The organism is Paenibacillus abyssi (genome assembly GCF_014640295.1).
In the GTDB taxonomy this organism is placed as follows: Bacteria; Bacillota; Bacilli; order Paenibacillales; family Paenibacillaceae; genus Paenibacillus_D; species Paenibacillus_D abyssi.
In genome coordinates this window covers 188,438-209,148 of record NZ_BMGR01000009.1, presented here as the reverse complement: position 1 = coordinate 209,148, position 20,711 = coordinate 188,438, and the positions used below count along the sequence as shown (strand labels likewise).

Here is a 20,711-nt window from a genome sequence, read left to right as displayed (position 1 = left end):
TGGCCGGAGCGTTCTGCAGCGTTTCCGGTCTTTTCTTTGCAACAAAATCGCCATGTATGGTATAGTTTTTCCTATGATGGAAGGTTTAAAGCAAGGGAGTCGAAGTTATGTTTACACGGTTGCTGCCAGATCAAATCGTCAAAACCATTTACGATATTAATTTGGATGAGCTTCATAAGAAAGGATTAACCGGTATTATTACGGATCTGGATAATACGTTGGTCGGAGCCAGAGATCCCATTGCTACGCCTGAGCTTGTAGCTTGGCTGGATCATTTGCGGGAACGCGGATTTAAGGTTGTTATTGTATCCAACAACAATATGACCAGAGTATCCAGGTTCTCCGAGCCGCTTAAGATTCCTTTTATTCACGCTGCCCGCAAACCGGCTAGCAGGGCGTTCCGTAAAGCGCTGCAAGTGCTGGAGCTGCCTGCCGAACAGACGGTGGTCATCGGGGATCAGATGCTGACCGACATGCTGGGAGGCCGCCGAATGGGGCTTCACACGATCTTAGTTACACCGATTGCCCCGAAGGACGAGGGAATTATGACACGTGTAAACCGCAAAATAGAGAAGGTCGCATTAGGTCGTTTGCGTAAAAAGGGATTGTGGCCCGAGGAGGATAAAAAGTGACAAGGTTTGAACAGCATCAAGAAGAAGCCGGTTCCTGCGCAGGCTGTGGAGTCACCCTGCAAACCGAGTCGCAGCAAAAACCGGGTTATATCCCGGAGGCTGCCAAATCAAGAACTCCGGTCATCTGCCAGCGCTGCTTCCGGATCAAGAACTATAATGAAGCAGCTACAGTGACAATTGACCAGAATGAATTTCTAAAATTACTTGGCGGCATTGCTGCAACGGACAGTCTCGTCATTCATATTGTCGACCTGTTTGATTTTGAAGGCAGCCTGATATCGGGACTGCAGCGGTTTGTCGGCAACAATCCGGTGCTGCTGGTCGTGAACAAAGTCGATCTGCTGCCCAAAGCGACGAATATGAACCGGCTCCGCAATTGGGTACAGAAGCAAGCCAAAGCGCAAGGGCTGCGCACGGTCGATGTCGTATTATGCAGCGCCAAGCGGAATATCGGCTTTGACCATGTCGTTGAAGCATTGGAGCGGTACCGCAAAGGACGTGACGTATATGTCGTCGGAGCAACGAACGTCGGTAAATCGACACTTATTAACCGGCTTATTCGCGATTACAGCGATTTGGACAACGAGCTGACAACGTCTCGTTACCCCGGCACGACCTTGGATGAAGTACGGATCCCGTTAGATGACGGGAAAGCGATCATAGATATGCCAGGTATTGTGTATCCGCACCGGATGACGGAGCTTGTGCCTAAGCAGGTTCTTCAAGCGATTCTGCCGGAGAAAATATTGAAACCGCTCGTTTTTCAGTTGAATGAGCGGCAGACGCTGTTTTTCGGCAGCTTGGCCCGATTCGACTTTGTGGAAGGCGAGCGTCAATCGTTTACGATTTATTTGACAGATGGCCTTAAGGTACACCGGACGAAGCTCGAGCGTGCGGATGAGCTGTATGCCGAGCACCGCGGCGAGCTTCTGGCGCCCCCTTCCAAGGCGGAACTGGACGAGATGCCGGCTTGGACGCGCCATTCGCTGCGGGTGCCGCGCGGCAGCTCGAATGACGTATTCATATCCGGATTGGGCTGGATTCAAGTGAATGGCACAAGCGGCGCGCTTATCGACATTTATGTGGCGAAAGGCGTCAAGGTGCTGCTTAGAGATTCGCTAATTTAGGAAAACCCGGGAGTTGAGAGCGCATGTCTGCTTTACAGACAGGAAATATTGTGGACAGCCATACGGTGATGTTCGCTGTAATCGGGGATCCGATTCGACATTCCAAATCGCCCTTGATGATGAATCGGGCGTTCAGAGAAACCGGCATCAATGGAATTTATACCGCATTTCATGTTACATCGGCTCGGCTCGGCGAGTTCATTGCGGGCGTCCGCGCGATGGGGATTCGCGGTGTCAATGTGACAATCCCGCATAAATTGGATATTATGCGCCATTTGGATCACTTGGATGCCAGCGCTGAGGCCATCGGTGCAGTAAACACCATTGTCAATGACAACGGGCGCCTCACAGGCTACAATACCGATGGACTCGGCTATGTGAGGTCACTTAAGGAAGAAGCCGAGCCGGAGCTTTCCGGCAAACGGATTGTGCTGCTCGGTGCAGGCGGCGCCGCGCGCGGAATTTTGTATGCTTTGTCCAAGGAAAATCCGCAGCGCATCACCGTTGCCAACCGTACAGTGGAGCGGGCGCAGGCGCTTGCCGGGGACTTCCGGCGTTATGCTGAAGTGGCCGCCGTATCCAATGAGATGCTGGAGCAGGTGTGCGGCGAGGCCGATATCGTCATCAATACAACAAGTGTCGGCATGTATCCAAAGGTCGATGAACTTCCCGTTAACATCGAATGGCTGCGTCCTGGCGCGGTTGCCAGTGATTTAATCTATAATCCGCTGACAACGCGTTATTTGCATGAAGCGAAGCTGCGCGGCTGTAAGATACACGGGGGCCTTGGCATGTTTATTTATCAGGGCGCTTACGCTTTTGAATATTGGACAGGCACTCCGGCTCCCGTATCGGCGATGCGGGAGAGCGTGCTGGAGTCTCTTCAAGCGGCAGCGGCGAAATAAATGAATGAAATAATATAGAGTGAAAGAAGGAAACAGGTTCATGTTAACAGGCAAACAAAAGCGTTTTTTACGTTCCCAAGCCCATCATCTGCAGCCGATTTTTCAGGTTGGCAAGGGCGGGACGAACGACCATCTGGTAAGGCATATCGTCGAAGCATTGGAAACCCGGGAGCTGATCAAGGTATCGGTGCTTAATAACTGCACGGACGATTCAAAGGAAATCGGCGCTGAGTTAGCAGCGGATGCAGGTGCTGAGCTTGTGCAGGTCATCGGTAAGACGATTGTGCTCTACAAGGAGTCCAAAGACCATAAAACGATCGAATTGCCGTAACGGCATGGTTGGAGAGGAGTCATAAAGGATGATACAAGTCGGCTTGATGGGCGGCACATTCGACCCGATTCATTATGGGCATTTGCTTGCGGCGGAATCAGCGCGGGAAGCGTGCGGATTGGATGAAGTGTGGTTCATTCCTTCTTCAACGCCGCCGTTAAAACCGAATGCTCCCTATGCAGAGCCGCAAGAACGGCTTGAAATGGTGTATCGGGCGATCGATTTTCAGCCTTATTTCCGCGCAATGGATATTGAACTGGAGCGCGGCGGCGTTTCCTATACGGCAGATACAGTGAGAGAGCTGAAAGATTTGTATCCGGGACGGGCATTCTCTATCATCGTCGGAGCGGACCGCATCAATGATCTGCCGCAGTGGCATCAAATCCGCGAATTATCGGAGCTTGCGACATTCATCGCCTTGGAGAGGCCGGGCGTGATCATGAACGACAAAGATCTGCCGGACTTCTTAAGAGGAAAAGTGCGGCGCTGCGAGATGCCGCAGATCGGCATTTCTTCAACCCTGATCCGTGAGCGCCGCTCGCAAGGGCGTTCGATTCGTTTCTTAACGCCCGATAAAGTGTATCAATTTATTAGAAGGAATGGATTGTATGAATCGTGATGCGATCATAACCTCGGTCCAGGAGCAGATGCCGGAGCGCCGGTGGATCCATACGCTCGGCGTCATGAAAACCGCTGTCGAGCTTGCGGACCGGTTCGGGGCAGATCCTGCGAAGGCGGATCTGGCCGCCATTCTGCATGATGTCGCCAAATATTGGCCGGTGGACCGTATGTTGCGCGTGATCCGCGAGGAAGGCCTGTTTCTTGAAGTGCTTGAGCATGACAAGGAGCTGTGGCATGCCCATGCCGGCGCTTACGCCGCACAGCGAGATTATGGCGTCACCGATCCCGAGGTGTTGGATGCAATCCGTTATCACACGTCCGGCAGAGCCGCTATGACGCTGCTCGAGCGGATCGTGTGGCTGGCCGATCTTATCGAACCGGGGAGAGATTTCCCAGGGGTCGATAGGATCCGCGAATTGGCCGGGCAGAGCTTGGAAAAGGCGCTGATAGCGGGCTTTGACACGACGATTGTTTTTTTGCTCGAAAAAAGGAAAAGAATATATCCATTAACGGTATTAGCAAGAAATGACTTGATCTTAGAGGAGGCTGAGCGATGACGATAAATTCAGAAAAGCTTATGCGAATTGCCGTAGCTGCGGCAGAAGAGAAAAAAGCAAGCCGGATTGTAGCATTAAATTTGACCGGGATTTCGCTTGTTTCCGATTATTTCGTGATTTGCCACGGGAATTCGGATACACAGGTACAGGCGATAACGACTGAAATCAAGAAACGGGTGGAGGAGAGCGGAGCCCGTCTGCGCGGTGTCGAAGGGCTGGACTCGGCGCGCTGGGTTTTGATTGATATCGGCGATGTCGTTGTCCATGTGTTCCATCGCGATGAACGCGATTATTATAATATTGAGCGTCTCTGGTCGGATGCGAAGGTTGTGGAGTTCGCATGAGTATGATAGCCGGCACAATGCAGCGGCTAACGGTGGAAAGGGAAGTGCCGCCCAATGGTTTCTTTCTAAGCGACGGCGAGCAGGATGTACTGCTGCATTACAGTGAAATGATCGGTGAGCGCCCGCAGCCAGGCGATGAGGTAGAGGTATTCTTATTCTTCGATACGGAGGACCGTCCTGCCGCGACAATGCGCAAGCCGCTTATTATGCTCGGCCAGATGGCAAGATTGGTCGTTGCAGATATTCATCCGCGGCTGGGCTGCTTTCTGGAGATTGGATTGGGAAGGCAGCTGCTGCTTCCGCTGTCCGAGCTTCCTGAGCTGCGCGAATATCGGCCGCAGCGGGGCGATGAAGTGTTCGTCATCATGAAGCATGACAAGGCAGGAAGACTGATTGCCAGACTTGTCGGCGAAGGCGATCTGGCTCCGCTTGTGTTTCCTGCGCCACAAGGATGGCGTAATCAATGGGTGGAAGGCTGGGTTACCAAAACCTTACAGATGGGTTCTTTTGTACTCATTGATGGCGGCGTAATTGGATTTGGCGCCTACGGGATGATTCCTTCCGCCGAGCGGCCGAAGCCGTTGCGGCTAGGAGAACGGGTGAAGGCCCGGGTAACGTTCATCCGTGAGGATGGGCGCGTGAACCTGTCCATGGCGCCGCGGAAGGAAATCGGCCGGGTGGAGGACGCGGACCGCATTCTTGCATTTCTCCAGGAGCGTCCGCAAGGCGCGATGCCTTATTCGGACGAAACGCCAGCAGATGTGATTATGCAGAAGTTCGGAATCAGCAAATCCGCATTCAAGCGGGCATTAGGCAAGCTGATGCGCGAAGGCAAGGTCACGCAGCAGGGCAGCTGGACGCATCTGGCTGCTCAAGGAGAGCCGCAAGACGATAACGAAAAAGCATAACAACCAACAGTTCGGGAAATACGAAGGACCGGAGGAATCATGCGAGCATACCGTCAATTTGCAACCGTATACGACAGATTAATGGAAGATATGCCTTATCCGCAGTGGCTTGGCTTTGCCCGTCAATGCTGGGAGCGTTACGGGCTTCCGGAGTCGGTGGTCGATCTGGGATGCGGAACCGGGAGCCTGTCCATCCCGCTTGCCAAATCCGGGTTTACGGTTTTCGGTATCGATTTATCATCCGATATGCTTACAGTCGCCCGCAGCAAATGGGATGAATCGCCGCAGCAGGCCATCCGTTCGAACAGCGGTTCGATCCGTTGGCTGCAGCAGGATATGCGGGATTGGGAATTGCCTGAGCCTGTCGATACCGTCATATCGTTCTGTGATTGTATCAACTACTTAACGGAGCAATCGGATGTGGAGGCGATGTTTCAGGCGACGTTTCGCGGCTTGAAGCAAGGCGGCGTGTTTCTTTTTGACGTTCATCCTCCCAGCCAGCTTCACCGTTACGCCCAGGAGCAGCCATTCATTTTGGATGAACGGGATATCGCTTATATCTGGACCTGCGATTTGGATGCGGAGCGGGTGGAAATCGAGCATCACTTAACGATTTTTGCGAAGGACGCACAGACGAAGGATTCGGCATTCACCAGATTTGAGGAAGTTCATATTCAGCGGGCCTACGATCCGGCCTGGATTCAGGGCGCATTATCGCGGGCCGGTTTTACGACCGTAGAGTCATTTGCCGACTTTCAGCTGCAGCCGCCGGACGAATCGTCAGAGCGATTGTTTTTTGCGGCTAGGAAGTAATCGGTTGATTTCTACTCTGATTTCAAGGCTTGACACGTGAAAACCGCTTATTTATAATCTAAATAACCATTTTTATCAATTGAAGGCGCAGATGAGGAGCAGTAATTTGATGTCCGGAAGCAGAGAGTCGGCGGATGGTGCAAGCCGAACCGGTACAGCAGATGAACTCGCCTCGGAGCCGCATGTGTAAGTCAAGCCCTGACCGGTGTTGAAGAAGCATGCCGTACATCCCGCGATAAGGGAAATGAGTGAGCAAAGGGCAAAGCATGCCCGTTGCTAACTAGGGTGGTACCACGGGAATAAACCTCTCGTCCCTAGCCGTTGCGCTATGGATGAGAGGTTTTTTTATTGAAATTCTTTGACGTTATACGTCAGCCGTTACTGCTTGATCTAACGGATAACCAATAAGGGGGCTTCTATTTCATGAGTCAGGAACAACAACAAAGCTATAACCCGCTCGCTATTGAGCCGAAATGGCAGCGGTATTGGGATGAGCATAAAACCTTCAAAACGACCGAGAATCCGGAAAAGCCGAAGTTTTATGCGCTGGATATGTTTCCTTATCCTTCCGGTGCGGGCCTGCATGTAGGTCATCCGGAAGGCTACACGGCTACGGATATCGTGTCCCGTTACAAAAGAATGCGCGGATACAACGTGCTGCATCCGATGGGATGGGATGCATTCGGCCTGCCTGCTGAGCAGCATGCTCTGGATACAGGACAGCATCCGCGCGACATCACGTTTAAAAATATTGACAATTTCCGCCGTCAGATTAAGTCTTTAGGATTCTCCTACGATTGGGACCGTGAATTCAGCACAACGGATCCGAATTACTACAAATGGACACAGTGGATTTTCATTCAGTTGTATAATCGCGGGCTTGCATACGTGGCAGAGGTTCCGGTCAACTGGTGTCCTGCGCTCGGTACCGTACTGGCGAACGAAGAGGTCATAGACGGCCTTAGCGAACGGGGAAATCATCCGGTCATCCGGAAGCCGATGCGCCAATGGGTGCTGAAAATAACCGAATATGCGGAGCGGCTGCTGGAGGATTTGGAGGAGCTGGACTGGACCGAGAGCATCAAGGACATGCAGCGGAACTGGATCGGCAAATCCAAAGGGGCAGAGGTTACCTTCGCCATTGATGGCCATGATGCAACGCTCGTTGTTTTCACGACCCGCCCGGATACATTGTTCGGCGCGACCTATTGCGTACTCGCTCCGGAGCATGAACTGGTTGCCCAAATTACGGCAGAGGCCCAGCGTTCAGCTGTTGAGGCGTATCAAGAGAAGGCTGCGCGCAAGAGCGATTTGGAGCGTACGGACTTAGCTAAAGATAAAACGGGCGTTTTTACAGGCGCTTATGCGGTCAATCCGGTAAATGGAGCTAAAGTGCCGATCTGGATTGCCGACTATGTACTGGCCGGCTATGGTACAGGCGCAATTATGGCGGTACCTGGGCATGATCAGCGCGACTGGGAATTCGCAAAGCAATTCGACCTGCCGATCATTGAGGTCGTACAGGGCGGCGACGTGACAAAAGAAGCGTTCTCCGGCGATGGTCCGCATGTGAATTCCGGCTTGCTCGACGGATTGAACAACGAAGCTGCGATTGCTTCCATGATCGGATGGCTGGAAGCGCAAGGCAAGGGCCAAGGCAAAGTAACGTATCGTCTGCGTGACTGGCTGTTCAGCCGCCAGCGTTATTGGGGCGAACCGATCCCGATTCTGCATCTTGAAGATGGCACGATGAAGCCGGTGCCTGAATCCGAGCTGCCGCTGCTGCTGCCGGATGTAGACCAGATTACACCTTCGGGAACAGGCGAATCTCCGCTGGCTGTCGTAACGGATTGGGTGGAAACAATCGATCCGGAGACCGGCATGAAAGCTCGCCGCGAGACGAATACGATGCCGCAATGGGCGGGAAGCTGCTGGTATTACCTGCGGTTTATCGATCCGCACAATGACGAAGAAATCTGCTCGAAGGAGAAGCAGGAGCAATGGCTGCCTGTCGATCTGTATATCGGGGGCGCTGAGCATGCGGTGCTTCACTTGTTGTATGCGCGTTTCTGGCATAAAGTATTGTACGATCTTGGGGTCGTATCGACCAAGGAACCGTTCCATAAACTCGTTAACCAAGGCATGATTCTCGGTACAAACAACGAGAAGATGAGTAAATCTCGCGGAAACGTTATTAATCCGGACGATATTGTGAATGAATACGGAGCGGATACGCTGCGCATGTACGAAATGTTCATGGGGCCTCTGGAAGCGACAAAGCCATGGAACACGAATGGCGTGGAAGGAACCTTCCGTTTCTTGAGCCGTGTATGGCGGCTGTTTGTCACTGAGGATGGCGCATTGAACAGCAAAATATCGGATGAAGAAGGCACGGAAGCGTTCAAACGGACCTGGCACCGCACAATCAAAAAGGTGACGGACGATTTTGAAAATCTCCGTTTCAATACAGCGATCAGCCAATTGATGATCTTTGTCAATGAGGGCTATAAAGCCGAGGTGCTGCCGCGCGAAGCGATGAAGCATTTCCTGCAGATGCTCTCGCCTTTGGCGCCGCATATAACGGAAGAGCTGTGGCAAAAGATGGGCCATAACGAATCGATTAGCTATGTAGAGTGGCCTCAGTATGAGGAAGCCTGGACCATTGACCAAGAGGTGGAGATCGTCGTTCAGGTCAACGGCAAAATCGTCGACCGCGCAGCGATCGCAGCGGATCTGGAACCTGCGGAGATGGAGCGAATCGCGAAAGAGCTGGACAAAGTAAAAGAAGCGATCACCGGCAAAACAGTGCGCAAAGTGATCGCCGTTAAGGGCAAGCTCGTAAATATCGTTGTCGGTTGATCAGGAGCCGTTCATGTTTTCTTCGTAAAATGCGGCACTAACTTTTGCAACGTCTTCATGAAACTTCGCATGTGTCGTACGAATTAAACGATTGAAGACATCGTTCAGCTCGCAATCCAGCAGCCGCAGCGCCTCAGCAGTAATGCCGCCGGGCACGGAGACGAGCGATTGAAGCTCCTTGGGACTGAGGCCGCCTTCAGTGAGCAGCCGTCCGGTCCCAAGGAGCATGCTGCTGGCAAGGGCAGTGGCTTCTTGATGGTCGATCCCCGTCTCCTCAACGGCGGCATCGACAAACTTTTGCACCAGGAAAGCAAAAAAAGCGGGGCCGCAGCTGGACAGGTCGGATACGACCCGCGTATACTGCTCTTCTATTCTTAGCGGCTTGCTGATTTGTCCAAGCAGGGTCTCCAGCTTGTTCTGATCTTCAGCTTCGATACGGCTTCCATAGATACATAATGAAGCTCCGCTTAACACATAATTCGTAATACTGGGGATAACCTTGGCTACCTTGCAGGGCAGCCATTCCTCTAATCGGGCCAGAAGCACTGGACTTGTGATCGAGATGATCATTTGTTCCGGCTGCATGCTGGCCTTTATTTCGTCTATGACGGTTTTGAACTCTAACGGTTTGATACACAGAAACACCAGATCTTTGCCGTGCGCCGCCTCAACGTTGGAAGGAACGGCCTGCAGGCCGGGATGAAGGGTGGCGAGCCGTGCCGCTTTCGCGCTTGTGCGGTTGCTGGCTGTTATTTGCTCGGGAAGCAGAGCTCCTGAACGAATAAATGATTCGATTAATAAGCTGCCCATATTTCCGGTCCCAATAAATCCGACTTTCATCTGAATCCCTCCTTACGTTCATGAGATCGTGCGCTGCTCTTACTACACTATGTTATTGGGCATGGCCTACATGACCATGAATTGCAACTATTTTCATTGAATTTGAAAGGAGCATGAATCAATGCGGAGAGCGCATAATCTGTCACCTGCGTCCAAGCTGGCCGTCGGGTTGCTGCTGGCAGCGGGGGCTTGTTTGCTCATTACGGCTGTTTGGATGCCCAAGGAAAAGTTGCCTGACGGCTGGATTCCGCTTCAATCCGAGCTGGCATCCACGCTGGACAGACTGGCACAGGAGGAAGCGGTCATGGAAGCTGACATGGAGGTTTCATCGCAGAATCAGCCGAAAAGCAGCTCGGAACGCAATCGGCAGACTACTGCAGAGCCGGCAGCATCCGGCAACAGCGCCGGATTGGAGCGCTCCGGAAATGAACCGGTTCCGGGAGAGACATTGGACAGCTATGGAAATGGAGCAGTCAGCTTTCCGGAAAGCGGCCAGCCAGGCGGCAAGAACGACGCTTCCGGAGCAGCGGATGATGGTAAAATCGACCTGAATACGGCAACGACAGATCAGCTTGACACACTTCCCGGGATTGGAATGGCAAAGGCCCAAGCGATTGTTGATGACCGGAGCAAAAACGGCCCCTTTCATTCCGTGGAAGACCTTATGAGAGTGAAAGGGATAGGGCCCAAGATACTGGAAAAAATGAAAGAAAGCGTTGTCGTCAGACGGTGAGTGTGCGACAATAGAGGGAGCTTTAGAAGGTTGTTTCAGAGTCATTCTAATCCGTTTTTCCAAGGAGGAAATCGTACATGGCTAATGAACGCAAGCTATCTATTGACACACTTTCTGTACATGCCGGTCAGGAGATTGATCCGACAACGATGTCGAGAGCTGTCCCGATCTATCAAACAACGTCTTACGGATTTCGTGATACAGAGCATGCGGCGAACTTATTTGCGCTGAAGGAATTCGGCAACATTTATACCCGCCTGATGAATCCGACGACTGATGTGCTGGAGAAACGCGTTGCAGCTCTGGAAGGGGCACCTGCTGCTTTGGCTGTTGCATCGGGCCAATCAGCGATTACATTCTCTATATTGAACATAGCGGGAGCAGGCGATGAGATCGTATCGGCAACAAGCCTTTACGGCGGTACATATAATTTGTTCTCCACAACGCTGCCTAAGATCGGCATCAAGGTTCATTTCGTGGATCCTTCGAATCCGGAAAGCTTTCGGGCGGCGATTACAGAGAAGACGAAAGCGTTATATGCCGAGACGATCGGAAATCCTAAGGGCGATATCATCGATATCGAAGCGATCGCGGCGATTGCTCATGAGCATGGCATTCCGTTTATCGTAGACAATACGTTTCCAACGCCGTATTTATGCCGGCCTATCGAGCATGGAGCGGATATTGTTGTCCATTCAGCCACTAAATTCATGGGCGGCCATGGCACATCGATCGGCGGGATTATCGTCGACGGAGGCAAATTCGATTGGAAAGCGAGCGGCAAGTTTCCGGGATTGACTTCACCGGATCCAAGCTATCATGGTGTGGTGTACACCGATGCGGTTGGCCCGATTGCATACATTATTAAAGCCCGGGTACAACTGCTGCGCGATATGGGAGCGGCATTGTCGCCATTTAACGCGTTCCTGCTGCTGCAGGGTCTGGAAACCTTGCATCTTCGCATGGAGCGTCACAGCTTCAATGCGCGCAAGGTAGCGGAATATCTGGAGCGCCATGAGGCGGTCGAGTGGGTGAATTATCCCGGCTTGCCAAGCCATGCATCGTTTACGCTGGCTCAGAAATATATGCCGAAGGGACAAGGGGCCATTCTTACGTTCGGCATTAAGGGTGGAATTGAAGCGGGCAAAAAAGTGATTAATTCTGTCGGGCTCTTCTCCCATCTTGCGAACGTCGGCGATTCCAAATCGTTGATCATTCATCCTGCGAGTACGACGCACCAGCAGCTAGGTGAGGAAGAGCAATTTTCGGCCGGCGTGATGCCGGGCATGATTCGTTTATCGATCGGCACCGAAGGGATCGAAGATATTTTGCATGATCTCGAACAGGCGCTGGCCGCAAGCCAATCCTGAACGGACAAGCGGTATAGGTTAAGAGAAGAAAGGATAAGGTAGAGTGAATCAGGAAGGTTTACGCAAGGACTGGGATACGTATTTTATGGATATCGCTTATATGGTATCCACGCGCTCACAATGCTCGAGAAGACATGTGGGATCAGTGCTCGTTCAAGGCAAGAAGCTGCTTGGCACGGCATACAACGGCGCTCCGATGGGCGTTCCGGATTGCTCGGAAGCGGGCTGCATGATCGTTGAGGAATACGAGCTGAAGCAAACCGAAGGCCAGGAAGAAATGGTGAAGAAGCAGCGCTGTATCCGAACCATTCACGCAGAGCAGAATTTGCTGCTCTTCACAGACCGGATCGACCGTGAGGGATCTACCGTTTATGTGACGGATCAGCCCTGCTGGACATGTGCGAATATGCTCGCCAACAGCGGTGTGAAGGAGATCGTATATCATCGCGGCTATCCGAAGGACAGCGAGAAGGTGCAGCAGCTGATGCAGCACAAAGGGCTTCTGTTCCGCTGCTTAAGCGGCTATCAGCCGCCGGAGCAAACGCTGATGAATGTGATCTCGTAGATTTTATGGCTCTCGAAAGAGGGATAAGCAAAGTGTGCACAGGATCGGACAAACCTGAGCGGCAGCGATTGATTGATGTTAGCTGGGTGAAGCTGGATTAATTTGCGATTGGCAGTGACAGGACGGCCTGAATTTAATCGGCTTTAGTTAGTTATTGAGAGAGGAAGAACCTCTTTTCGTATCTGAGATACGAAAAGAGGTTCTTTTTTTCGGCAAGTTTACCTGAAACAGTGCCGGTAATGATGAAATTCATCGCTAATGTGCTTGTTTATCGGATTTGCTGCATGAGTGATGAGAAACATCGTTAACGGGCATGAATGCCGGTGTCCAGACTGCCACTTTGTGATGGGAATCTGATCATCGTCGCATGTAGTCGGGCGTCATGCAACGCAACACCGCGCGCTGGGAGCTGAGCGCGTAACCCCGTTGCTGCTGCTTTCCAGTTATTTGGAGTAATTTGTATATAAGGGGAGTGGAAATGATTCGCCGGCCATTGATCTGGTTTACTATATGTTGGATTGGAGGCAGCGCGGCTGCGGCTTCGCTGGATAGCCGCGCGGTCGTGCTGGCGGGCGCGGGGCTGTTCATCGCCGCGCTGGCGCTTGGGCTGCTGCGGCTTGCGTCATGGCCGCTGGCAGCCGCATGTATTATGGCGTACGGCCTGGCCGCAGGGCAGCGCGGATGGGCGGATGCCCGCAACATCACCGCGCACCCGGAGCTGCAGGCCGCCGCCGAGGCGGCGTTCCCGTCATCTGCGTATGCTGTGCAGGTGACGGGAACGATCATATCCGCGGTCACGGTTGACGGTGACCGCGCTCAATTGCGCGTGACGGCCGACACCGTCCGCGTCCAGGGCGAAGAGGCGCCTCGCAAGCTTAGCGAGCGCCTTATGGTGCAGGTCCGGCTTGCGTTGCAGCCGGACCAGGCGGTCGCCGCGGGCTGGAAGCGCGGCGACCGGATCAGCGCAGCCGGCGAGCTGACGCTGCCGGCTAGCGCCACAAACTTCGGCGGCTTCGATTACCGCCGATACCTGCACAGCCAGCGCATTCACTGGCTGTTCAAAGTCGACGGCGCCGCGGCGCTCGCCACAGAGCCGGGGCCGCGGTGGACCGCCGCGGCACTGCTGGGCCGTGTCGACGCAATCCGGCTGACGCTTGGCGCCCGCATGGATGCACTGTACCCGGAGCAGCACGCCGGGTTCATGAAGGGGCTTGTCCTCGGCATTCTCGAGGACATTGACCCCGTCCAGTACCGGCAATTTTCCGGACTGGGACTGACCCATATTTTAGCCATTTCGGGCTTGCATGTGGCCGTCTTTCTTTATTGTCTGCACAGCATACTGCGATTGACTCGCATGAGCAGAGAATCCATTATGAACGTGCTTATCTTTGCTGTTCCATTTTATATATTGCTCTTCGGTGCGGCTCCGTCCGTAATCCGTGCCGGAATTATGGCGATGATCGGACTTTTTGCGGCCAAGCACAGGCAGCTGAAGGATGGTCTGCATCTGCTCGCCGCCGCAGCGCTGATGATGTTGATTGCGGAGCCTTATATGCTCGAAAATGTCAGCTTTCAGCTGTCTTGTCTTGTTACGGCAGGCTTAATCGTCGGTGTTACGCCCATCCGCAAAATATTGCCTTCGTGGCGCCGCGGAAAAATAGCCATGGACATCCTTGCCGTATCCTTCGTAGCACAGGTCGTTTCTTTTCCGCTAACGATCTATTATTTTAATCAGTTTAATTTACTGTCCTTGCCGGCCAATATGTTGATTGTCCCTATACTTAGCTCTGTCGTGCTTCCGCTCGGCACAGCATCGCTTGTTCTTTCGACGATATGGATGCCGCTGGCGCAGTGGCTTTCCTATGTTGTCAAATTATTGAATGAGCTAACCTTTAGCATTATCGAAACGATGAACATGTACGATCAGCTGCGGATGATCTGGCCGTCGCCGCCAATATGGTGGATCGTAAGCTGGTATGCTGTGTTATTGGCCGGTTTCCGGGCGATCAACATTTATGCACAGCGCAATAAAATGAAGGAAAGCAGCCATTCTCCCGAGCATGACGCCACCGTCCCCTTATATGGACAGGAGGAAGCACAGACAAAACCGCTTTCAACGGGATCGGCTTTGCCTTGGCCTTCCGATAGAGCCGGAAAACTTCGGCAGAAAACCGCAATCCCTCTTCTGCTGTCGGTCCTATGTGCGGGTTTGCTGATTTATGGATACCGCCCCGACCGTTTTGATTCAAGCATCAGGGTGCATATGCTGGATGTCGGTCAAGGGGATGCCTTTCATGTTCGGACAGCGGCAGGCAGGCACATACTTATTGATGGCGGCGGAACGCTACAATTCCGCAAGCCCGGCGAGGAATGGAAATCGCGTAAGGATCCGTTCGAGATCGGGCGCAAAGTTGTCGTTCCTCTGTTAATGAAGCGGGGGGTGCAGCAAATCGACCTGCTTGTCTTCTCCCATCTGGATACCGACCACGTCGGCGGTTTGACGGCCGTCCTGCAGTCGATTCCGGTCAAGCGTATTTTATGGAACGGGACGATGAAACCGTCGGATGAAGTAAAAGAGCTGTTTCAGACGGCGATCCGTTTGCAGATTCCGGTATATACCGCATGTGCGCAGCAGTTGTGGGAGCTGGAGCTGCATGTCGAAATGGCGGTCATGTGGCCGCAGCGGCAGCCGGCGGAAGGGGAGTGCGGGGCAGCGAACGGGGCAGTTCCGATCACGATGCAGAATAATCAAAACGATTACAGCCTGGTGCTGCTGCTTAAGCTGTACGGTCACTCGCTGCTGATGACCGGCGATATCCGCTCTTCAGCCGAGCAGTGGGTGCTGCGGAGCCTCCGGGAGAATCAATCATCCGCGGCTATACCACCTATTGATATTCTCAAAATCGCCCATCACGGCAGCCGTTCATCGACAACGGAGGAGTGGCTCCGGTATTGGTCGCCGCAGACTGCGCTGATCTCAGTCGGCAGGCATAATTTTTATGGCCACCCCCATCCGGCGGTGCTGACGCGCTTGGAGGAAAACGATGCCCGGATCCTGCGTACCGACCGTGATGGTGAAGTGCAGTTTCGATTCACAAACGCCGGCATAGAAATGCGCAAAAAGATCGAAGCGGGAGCATTAAAATAATAAGGGAAGTTGTGGGGACCGGAAAGAGTGAAGGTATACGGAGCCTGCTTTATCTGCTATTCTTAAAGTTGGGAAATTATAAATTTTCTCTCATAGGATAGGAAAATAGAATTAAATTTATTAAATCTTTATAATTGCAGCTTAAGCTGCAACATTTGAATCAGCCTTTCCGTCTGAAAGGTTGCAAGAGAGGGGGATCCTTCGTGGTGGAGCCTGGTCTCATAAGAGCCGCTCAATCGGGCGATCGCGACGCTCTAATAACCCTGCTGCGTGAGATTGAAAATCATGTATACCGGACAGCCTATTATATACTAAACAATGAACAAGACGCGATGGATGCCGCTCAAGAGGCGTTGATACGCATTTACACGAAAATCGGATCCTATGAAGAAAAAGCAATGTTTAAAACATGGGTTCAACGTATTGTCACTAATATATGCATTGATAAATTCCGGCGCAACAAGCCGACTGTATCGATCGATGAGCATGAAATGGTGTTCAAGGAAAAGCAGAATGTTGAAGATGAAGTGCTCTCCAGCTATGCTGCCAAGGATATCCGTGAGGCGATCGATAAGCTCCCCGAGCATCAACGGGCGGTCGTTGTGCTGCGGTACATGCAGGATTTCTCATACAATGAGATCGCTGACTCTCTTGATTTGCCTCTAAATACAGTGAAATCTTATTTATTTCGTGCAAGACAACAGCTGCAATCGTTACTCCAAGATTATCAGAAAGGTGGTGTCCGAGGATGACTTGTCAAGAGGTGATGGAATATATGCAAAGACAGCTTGACGGGGATCTCGACGAGCGGGAAACCGAAAGCTTAATGGACCATACAAGGCATTGCCCGGACTGTGCCGCTATGTTCGAACGGTTGAAAAGGCTGTCTTCCGAATTAGATAACCTGCCAAAAGTCGCGCCGGGCTACAGTCTCGTCGACGCCATTATGCCAAGGCTTGAACAGATCGAGCTCATGCAGTCCGCACAGACAGCGGCAGATGACGCTATTGTTAATACAGTGCCTAGACGTACCCCGCCGGTCCGTCAGCAAAGATGGACAGAGCGGTTTTCATTCCGCGCGCTAAGCGGCGTCATCGCTGCGGGCGTAGTAATCGGGTTGTTTATTGTTACATTTGATTCCCAGGGAATGCGCAATGCGGATGAAGCGAATAGTAACACAATGTTATTCTCTGCCAACTATAACTCCTCAGGCGCTGATCATTCAGCGGCGGCCAGCAGTGGCGCTGAAACGGGCAATGCAGCGGATAACGGCGCGATAGAAAGCTTATCGGAGAGAAGCAGCGTTAACGACCAAGCCGGAAATGAATCGAGGGACGGAACGCCTGAACCGCCGGTATCCGGCGATGCTGCTGCAGTATCGCCGGACAGCAATGGCGAACCAGATCAAGCGGGCAATGCAGCAGCTGACGCAAACGACCCTGTCGTGAAAGATGTGCAGCCTGAAGCGGCAGCGCCGCCCAAGAGCAATCAGCCTGCGCGTCCGTCGGCTCCTGCTTCTCCAGCGCCGGCGCCATCCTCACCGCAAGAGGGTCAAAAGGATGGGGAGGCTTCCGACAGTGTCACTGAACCGACATCGGACAATACGAACAAAACGAGAAACACAAACGAAACGAACAAACTAGAGAAGCAGCCGGAAAGAGAGGCGCCTATCCCTGATAAACCGGAGATGGCAGCTGATGAATCGGCCCAAGAGGTTCCGGAAATGGGCATTGCCTCGGAGCCGGAGCAATCGTTCGGCATTGCATCGATAGCTGGCCCTGATTCAGAAGTTATGTCGCCTGATGGAGCATACAACGCCGCTATTATGAATAACACAGTGAAGGTGTTTGATGCCGCCACAGGAGCTCTTTTATTTGAAAGCCGCAATAAGGACGGCGAGGTGGTCAATCTCGTCTGGTCGGAAGACAGCCGGTTTTTATCTTATGAAGTCATTGTTCAAGATGAGGCGGTTGAACGTTACTTCGTAGACATCAACAGAGCGGCTGAAACCAAGCAATAAGCAGCAATAAGCAAATGACAAAAAGGTATCCGCACACTTCGGGTTGACCCTGCGTATAATACAGCATCAGGAAGTCGACAAGAGGCCTTGACAATCGTATGACCATTCTTGCAGGAGGTACCATGGGCCTCCTCCCGAATGTTTATATAGATGTTCAGGGACAAAGGGATGAAGCCGGGCAGGCATCATCCCTTTGTTGTGCCTGAAACTTGAAGGGGGATCAGACATGGACCTGCGGACAGCAGCCAAAGAAATCAAAGCCGGACAAGCCAGGCCGGTTTATGTCGTATACGGGAAAGACCGTTACCGCATGCAGGAGTTTGTCTCTTTTATATCCGAGCAGCTGCTTGGAAAGGATGAACGGGAGCTTGGCATTGTAAAATTCGACACTGCGGAGACGCCGATTGATGAAGCGGTTCTGGAAGCGGAGACGATGCCTTTTTTTGTAACGCGCAAAATTATCGTGATCCGCGATCAGACCCTGCTGGCAGCAGGCGGCAAGGAAGGCGGAAAAGTCGAACATCAGCCCGATCGTTTAATGGAATACTTAAAGATGCCATCCGAGACGAGTACCATCATCTTTATTGTCCATGCCGACAAGCTGGATGAACGCCGCAAGCTCGTCAAGCTATTAAAGGATAGGGATGCGCTGCTTTCTTTTCAAGAATTAGAAGGAAACGACCTGCTGCGCTGGATGATTAAGCGAGCCTCAGACCAGGGAAGGGTGCTGACCGAGCCAGCGGCAGAGCTTATTGCGGTTCGCTGCGGCCGCAGCTTGCAAAATGCGGCGCAGGAGGTGGACAAGCTTTGCCTGTTTGTCGGAGATGGGGGAACGGTGGAGCGGGCTGCTGTGGAGGCTTTGACGGTGTCTTCGGTCGAGGAGGATGTATTTGCGCTCGTAGATGCGATGACCGCACTGCAAACCGGGCGCGCGCTCGATATCTACAAAGCGCTGCTTCTCAGGCGAGAGGAGCCGATTAAGATTGCGGCATTGTTGGCAAGACAGATCCGCATCATGCTGCAAATCAAAGAGCTTGAAGGCCATCAATATTCACATCAGCAGATGGCTGCGCAGCTGGGGCTGCATCCGTATGCAGTTAAGCTGGCAGCAGAGAAGGCGCGCCGCTTTGAGCAGCGCGAGCTGGCGCTTCATTTATCGCGGCTGGCTGAGCTTGATTTTCAGATGAAAACAGGCCAAATCGATAAAACGCTTGGAGTCGAGCTATTCCTTCTGTCAACAGGCTCCTAGCTGCATCAATGTTATTGTCGTCAAACTATGGAAGACAAAAAAAGTCCTGCGATCGTTCATGAAGAACGATTGCAGGACTTATTTGTGATTAATTCAGTGCAATTATCCTTGAGCCGAAAGAGCGTTAAGCTTTTTCGCCAGACGGGATTTTTTGCGGGCAGCCGCATTTTTATGAATCAGGCCTTTCGTCACTGCTTTATCCAGCTTTTTCGTAGCAACAACCAGAGCTGCTTTTGCAGCTTCTGCGTCAGTTCCTGCGATAGCTTGATCAGCGGATTTAACGGCCGTACGAAGCGCGGATTTTTGCGAAGCGTTAAGAGCACGACGTTTTTCGCTAGTTTTTACGCGTTTGATAGCGGATTTAATGTTTGGCATGGCTTTCACCTCCTGTTAAGGAAACAAACTAGAAGTCTAGACAACACAACTTAAAATATATTACCATGCGTTTTTCCAAAATGCAATAGCCGATGCCTGTTATTCGCATAAAACGATTCTGCTGGCGCACACTAAGGTCAATAAGCGCGAGAGGAGCATAGGTACACAATGAATGATTTAGATCTGCGCAACTATTCGGTACGCACCGATTTGGCGCTCGAAGCAAAAGAAATGGCCGAGACTCCGGGTTCCGTGATCCCGGGAATAACGTCAGAAACGATAAATGACGATGGAATAAAGATCACCCGTCTGACGGTAGAGAATGAACAGGGCTCGCATGCGATCGGTAAGCTTCCTGGTAATTACGTTACGCTGGAGGTTCCGGGGCTGCGAAGCCAGGACAGCGGGCTGCAGGATCGGGTAGCTACCCAATTCGCCAAAGAGTTCGAGTTATTTCTAAAGCGCATCGGTATGAATAAATCGGCTAAAGTGCTTATTGTCGGGTTAGGCAATTGGAATGTAACGCCCGACGCGCTTGGTCCGCTTGTGGTGGAGAATGTTATGATCACAAGGCATTTTTTCGAGCTGATGCCTGATGATGTGGCGCCGGGTTATCGTCCGGTGAGCGCGGTCGCTCCGGGTGTGCTTGGCACGACAGGCATCGAATCCAGTGAAATCGTACAAGGCATCGTGCAGCAATCCGAGCCTGACTTGATCATTGCAGTGGATGCCTTAGCCTCTAAAGCATTGGAGCGGGTAAACACAACGATTCAGATTGCCGATACCGGCATTCATCCCGGGTCAGGAATCGGCAATAAACGAAAAGGCGTGACCGAGGAAATCATGGGCGTTCCGGTTATTGCGATTGGGGTTCCGACCGTAGTCTATGCGTCTACGATTGTTAATAATTGTCTGGAAATGCTTTCTAGCCATTTCAAGACACAAACCGACAATGCGGGCCCGATTATGGGGATGCTCCATACGCTCGATGATAACGAACGGCTGCAGTTAGTGCGCGAGGTACTGAATCCGCTCGGTCACGACTTGCTTGTAACGCCGAAGGAAGTCGATCAGTTCATCGAAGATATCGCCAATATTATCGCAAGCGGCTTGAACGCTGCGCTGCATGATGCGGTAGATACGAATAATGTCGCAGCCTATACCCATTAAGTAATTGACCTGCCCGAAGCCCATGACCTTCGGGGCCTCATATGGTTGACGAAGCCCTGTTTGCGGGGCTTTGTTTGCGTCTAGCACTCTATAATTCTTTCTTTTCCTTCAGTTGTTCTATTAAACAACCTTTTCTCATAGGAT

At 52.2% G+C, this 20,711-nt stretch carries 20 protein-coding genes and 1 other annotated feature; of the genes, 18 read left to right on the top strand and 2 right to left on the bottom strand.

What is annotated here, in order from left to right; genetic code table 11:
* Positions 1–107: 107 nt before the first annotated feature.
* The 10 genes from IEW11_RS15000 to leuS all read left to right on the top strand — a co-directional run bounded on the left by IEW11_RS15000 (position 108) and on the right by leuS (position 9,097).
* Entirely contained in the window at positions 108–632 is a 525-nt protein-coding gene (locus IEW11_RS15000; protein ID WP_188531868.1) for a YqeG family HAD IIIA-type phosphatase, read from the top strand.
* Positions 629–1,759, top strand: a complete 1,131-nt coding sequence (gene yqeH, locus IEW11_RS14995; RefSeq protein ID WP_188531867.1) for a ribosome biogenesis GTPase YqeH — start codon at positions 629–631, stop codon at positions 1,757–1,759. The genes IEW11_RS15000 and yqeH overlap by 4 nt, the downstream gene beginning before the upstream one ends.
* A gap of 23 nt (positions 1,760–1,782) precedes the next feature.
* Positions 1,783–2,664, top strand: coding sequence for a shikimate dehydrogenase (gene aroE / locus IEW11_RS14990; RefSeq protein WP_188531866.1), 882 nt, complete (start codon positions 1,783–1,785; stop codon positions 2,662–2,664).
* A gap of 40 nt (positions 2,665–2,704) precedes the next feature.
* The gene (gene yhbY, locus IEW11_RS14985; RefSeq protein WP_188531865.1) at positions 2,705–2,995 is read left to right on the top strand and encodes a ribosome assembly RNA-binding protein YhbY; all 291 of its coding nucleotides are present in this window, start codon (positions 2,705–2,707) and stop codon (positions 2,993–2,995) included.
* A 28-nt stretch (positions 2,996–3,023) separates the two neighbouring features.
* On the top strand, positions 3,024–3,614 hold the full coding sequence (nadD, locus tag IEW11_RS14980) for a nicotinate-nucleotide adenylyltransferase (protein ID WP_188531864.1): 591 nt from the start codon (positions 3,024–3,026) through the stop codon (positions 3,612–3,614).
* Positions 3,604–4,173, top strand: coding sequence for a bis(5'-nucleosyl)-tetraphosphatase (symmetrical) YqeK (yqeK, locus tag IEW11_RS14975; protein ID WP_188531863.1), 570 nt, complete (start codon positions 3,604–3,606; stop codon positions 4,171–4,173). The genes nadD and yqeK overlap by 11 nt, the downstream gene beginning before the upstream one ends.
* A complete protein-coding gene (gene rsfS / locus IEW11_RS14970) occupies positions 4,170–4,517 on the top strand; it encodes a ribosome silencing factor (protein ID WP_188531862.1) in 348 nt (115 codons plus the stop codon). The genes yqeK and rsfS overlap by 4 nt, the downstream gene beginning before the upstream one ends.
* Positions 4,514–5,425, top strand: a complete 912-nt coding sequence (locus IEW11_RS14965; RefSeq protein WP_188531861.1) for a CvfB family protein — start codon at positions 4,514–4,516, stop codon at positions 5,423–5,425. Before rsfS ends, IEW11_RS14965 begins: the two co-directional genes overlap by 4 nt.
* A gap of 39 nt (positions 5,426–5,464) precedes the next feature.
* Complete coding sequence (locus IEW11_RS14960; protein WP_188531860.1) at positions 5,465–6,238, top strand: class I SAM-dependent DNA methyltransferase; 774 nt, start codon at positions 5,465–5,467, stop codon at positions 6,236–6,238.
* A 79-nt stretch (positions 6,239–6,317) separates the two neighbouring features.
* Positions 6,318–6,557: a binding site (T-box leader), on the top strand.
* Between the two features lie 104 nt (positions 6,558–6,661).
* Positions 6,662–9,097, top strand: coding sequence for a leucine--tRNA ligase (gene leuS, locus IEW11_RS14955; RefSeq protein ID WP_188531859.1), 2,436 nt, complete (start codon positions 6,662–6,664; stop codon positions 9,095–9,097).
* Here the strand turns inward: leuS and comER are convergent, their stop codons facing one another.
* Positions 9,098–9,937 carry a late competence protein ComER gene (gene comER, locus IEW11_RS14950; protein WP_188531858.1) on the bottom strand — a complete coding sequence of 280 codons (840 nt, stop codon included), beginning with the start codon at positions 9,935–9,937 and terminating at the stop codon, positions 9,098–9,100. It lies immediately after the preceding gene.
* Positions 9,938–10,058: 121 nt separating this feature from the next.
* On the opposite strand from comER, the gene IEW11_RS14945 reads away from it, so the two are divergent.
* The 7 genes from IEW11_RS14945 to holA all read left to right on the top strand — a co-directional run bounded on the left by IEW11_RS14945 (position 10,059) and on the right by holA (position 19,022).
* On the top strand, positions 10,059–10,670 hold the full coding sequence (locus tag IEW11_RS14945; RefSeq protein ID WP_188531857.1) for a ComEA family DNA-binding protein: 612 nt from the start codon (positions 10,059–10,061) through the stop codon (positions 10,668–10,670).
* Between the two features lie 77 nt (positions 10,671–10,747).
* Positions 10,748–12,040, top strand: coding sequence for a homocysteine synthase (locus tag IEW11_RS14940; RefSeq protein WP_188531856.1), 1,293 nt, complete (start codon positions 10,748–10,750; stop codon positions 12,038–12,040).
* A 43-nt stretch (positions 12,041–12,083) separates the two neighbouring features.
* The gene (locus IEW11_RS14935) at positions 12,084–12,605 is read left to right on the top strand and encodes a deoxycytidylate deaminase (RefSeq protein WP_188531855.1); all 522 of its coding nucleotides are present in this window, start codon (positions 12,084–12,086) and stop codon (positions 12,603–12,605) included.
* A 478-nt stretch (positions 12,606–13,083) separates the two neighbouring features.
* The gene (locus IEW11_RS14930; protein WP_188531854.1) at positions 13,084–15,753 is read left to right on the top strand and encodes a ComEC/Rec2 family competence protein; all 2,670 of its coding nucleotides are present in this window, start codon (positions 13,084–13,086) and stop codon (positions 15,751–15,753) included.
* A 203-nt stretch (positions 15,754–15,956) separates the two neighbouring features.
* Entirely contained in the window at positions 15,957–16,505 is a 549-nt protein-coding gene (locus IEW11_RS14925) for an RNA polymerase sigma factor (protein WP_188531853.1), read from the top strand.
* Positions 16,502–17,773, top strand: coding sequence for an anti-sigma factor family protein (locus tag IEW11_RS14920; protein WP_188531852.1), 1,272 nt, complete (start codon positions 16,502–16,504; stop codon positions 17,771–17,773). Before IEW11_RS14925 ends, IEW11_RS14920 begins: the two co-directional genes overlap by 4 nt.
* 226 nt (positions 17,774–17,999) lie before the next feature.
* Positions 18,000–19,022: a DNA polymerase III subunit delta gene (gene holA / locus IEW11_RS14915; RefSeq protein ID WP_188531851.1), complete on the top strand. Its 1,023-nt coding sequence runs from the start codon at positions 18,000–18,002 to the stop codon at positions 19,020–19,022.
* A gap of 102 nt (positions 19,023–19,124) precedes the next feature.
* Here holA and rpsT read toward each other — a convergent pair whose 3' ends face one another.
* A complete protein-coding gene (rpsT, locus tag IEW11_RS14910; protein ID WP_188531850.1) occupies positions 19,125–19,397 on the bottom strand; it encodes a 30S ribosomal protein S20 in 273 nt (90 codons plus the stop codon).
* 168 nt (positions 19,398–19,565) lie between these two features.
* Here rpsT and gpr point away from each other — a divergent pair, with 168 nt between their 5' ends.
* Positions 19,566–20,567, top strand: coding sequence for a GPR endopeptidase (gene gpr / locus IEW11_RS14905; protein ID WP_188531849.1), 1,002 nt, complete (start codon positions 19,566–19,568; stop codon positions 20,565–20,567).
* Positions 20,568–20,711: the final 144 nt, after the last annotated feature.

Excerpts from the sequence above, each read along its gene's own strand:
- IEW11_RS15000 (WP_188531868.1), top strand. The coding sequence starts at position 108 with ATGTTTACACGGTTGCTGCCAGATCAAATCGTCAAAACCATTTACGAT.
- aroE (WP_188531866.1), top strand. The coding sequence starts at position 1,783 with ATGTCTGCTTTACAGACAGGAAATATTGTGGACAGCCATACGGTGATG.
- yhbY (WP_188531865.1), top strand. The coding sequence starts at position 2,705 with ATGTTAACAGGCAAACAAAAGCGTTTTTTACGTTCCCAAGCCCATCAT.
- nadD (WP_188531864.1), top strand. The coding sequence starts at position 3,024 with ATGATACAAGTCGGCTTGATGGGCGGCACATTCGACCCGATTCATTAT.
- yqeK (WP_188531863.1), top strand. The coding sequence starts at position 3,604 with ATGAATCGTGATGCGATCATAACCTCGGTCCAGGAGCAGATGCCGGAG.
- rsfS (WP_188531862.1), top strand. The coding sequence starts at position 4,170 with ATGACGATAAATTCAGAAAAGCTTATGCGAATTGCCGTAGCTGCGGCA.
- IEW11_RS14965 (WP_188531861.1), top strand. The coding sequence starts at position 4,514 with ATGAGTATGATAGCCGGCACAATGCAGCGGCTAACGGTGGAAAGGGAA.
- IEW11_RS14960 (WP_188531860.1), top strand. The coding sequence starts at position 5,465 with ATGCGAGCATACCGTCAATTTGCAACCGTATACGACAGATTAATGGAA.
- leuS (WP_188531859.1), top strand. The coding sequence starts at position 6,662 with ATGAGTCAGGAACAACAACAAAGCTATAACCCGCTCGCTATTGAGCCG.
- comER (WP_188531858.1), bottom strand. The coding sequence starts at position 9,937 with ATGAAAGTCGGATTTATTGGGACCGGAAATATGGGCAGCTTATTAATC.
- IEW11_RS14945 (WP_188531857.1), top strand. The coding sequence starts at position 10,059 with ATGCGGAGAGCGCATAATCTGTCACCTGCGTCCAAGCTGGCCGTCGGG.
- IEW11_RS14940 (WP_188531856.1), top strand. The coding sequence starts at position 10,748 with ATGGCTAATGAACGCAAGCTATCTATTGACACACTTTCTGTACATGCC.
- IEW11_RS14930 (WP_188531854.1), top strand. The coding sequence starts at position 13,084 with ATGATTCGCCGGCCATTGATCTGGTTTACTATATGTTGGATTGGAGGC.
- IEW11_RS14920 (WP_188531852.1), top strand. The coding sequence starts at position 16,502 with ATGACTTGTCAAGAGGTGATGGAATATATGCAAAGACAGCTTGACGGG.
- holA (WP_188531851.1), top strand. The coding sequence starts at position 18,000 with ATGGACCTGCGGACAGCAGCCAAAGAAATCAAAGCCGGACAAGCCAGG.
- rpsT (WP_188531850.1), bottom strand. The coding sequence starts at position 19,397 with ATGCCAAACATTAAATCCGCTATCAAACGCGTAAAAACTAGCGAAAAA.
- gpr (WP_188531849.1), top strand. The coding sequence starts at position 19,566 with ATGAATGATTTAGATCTGCGCAACTATTCGGTACGCACCGATTTGGCG.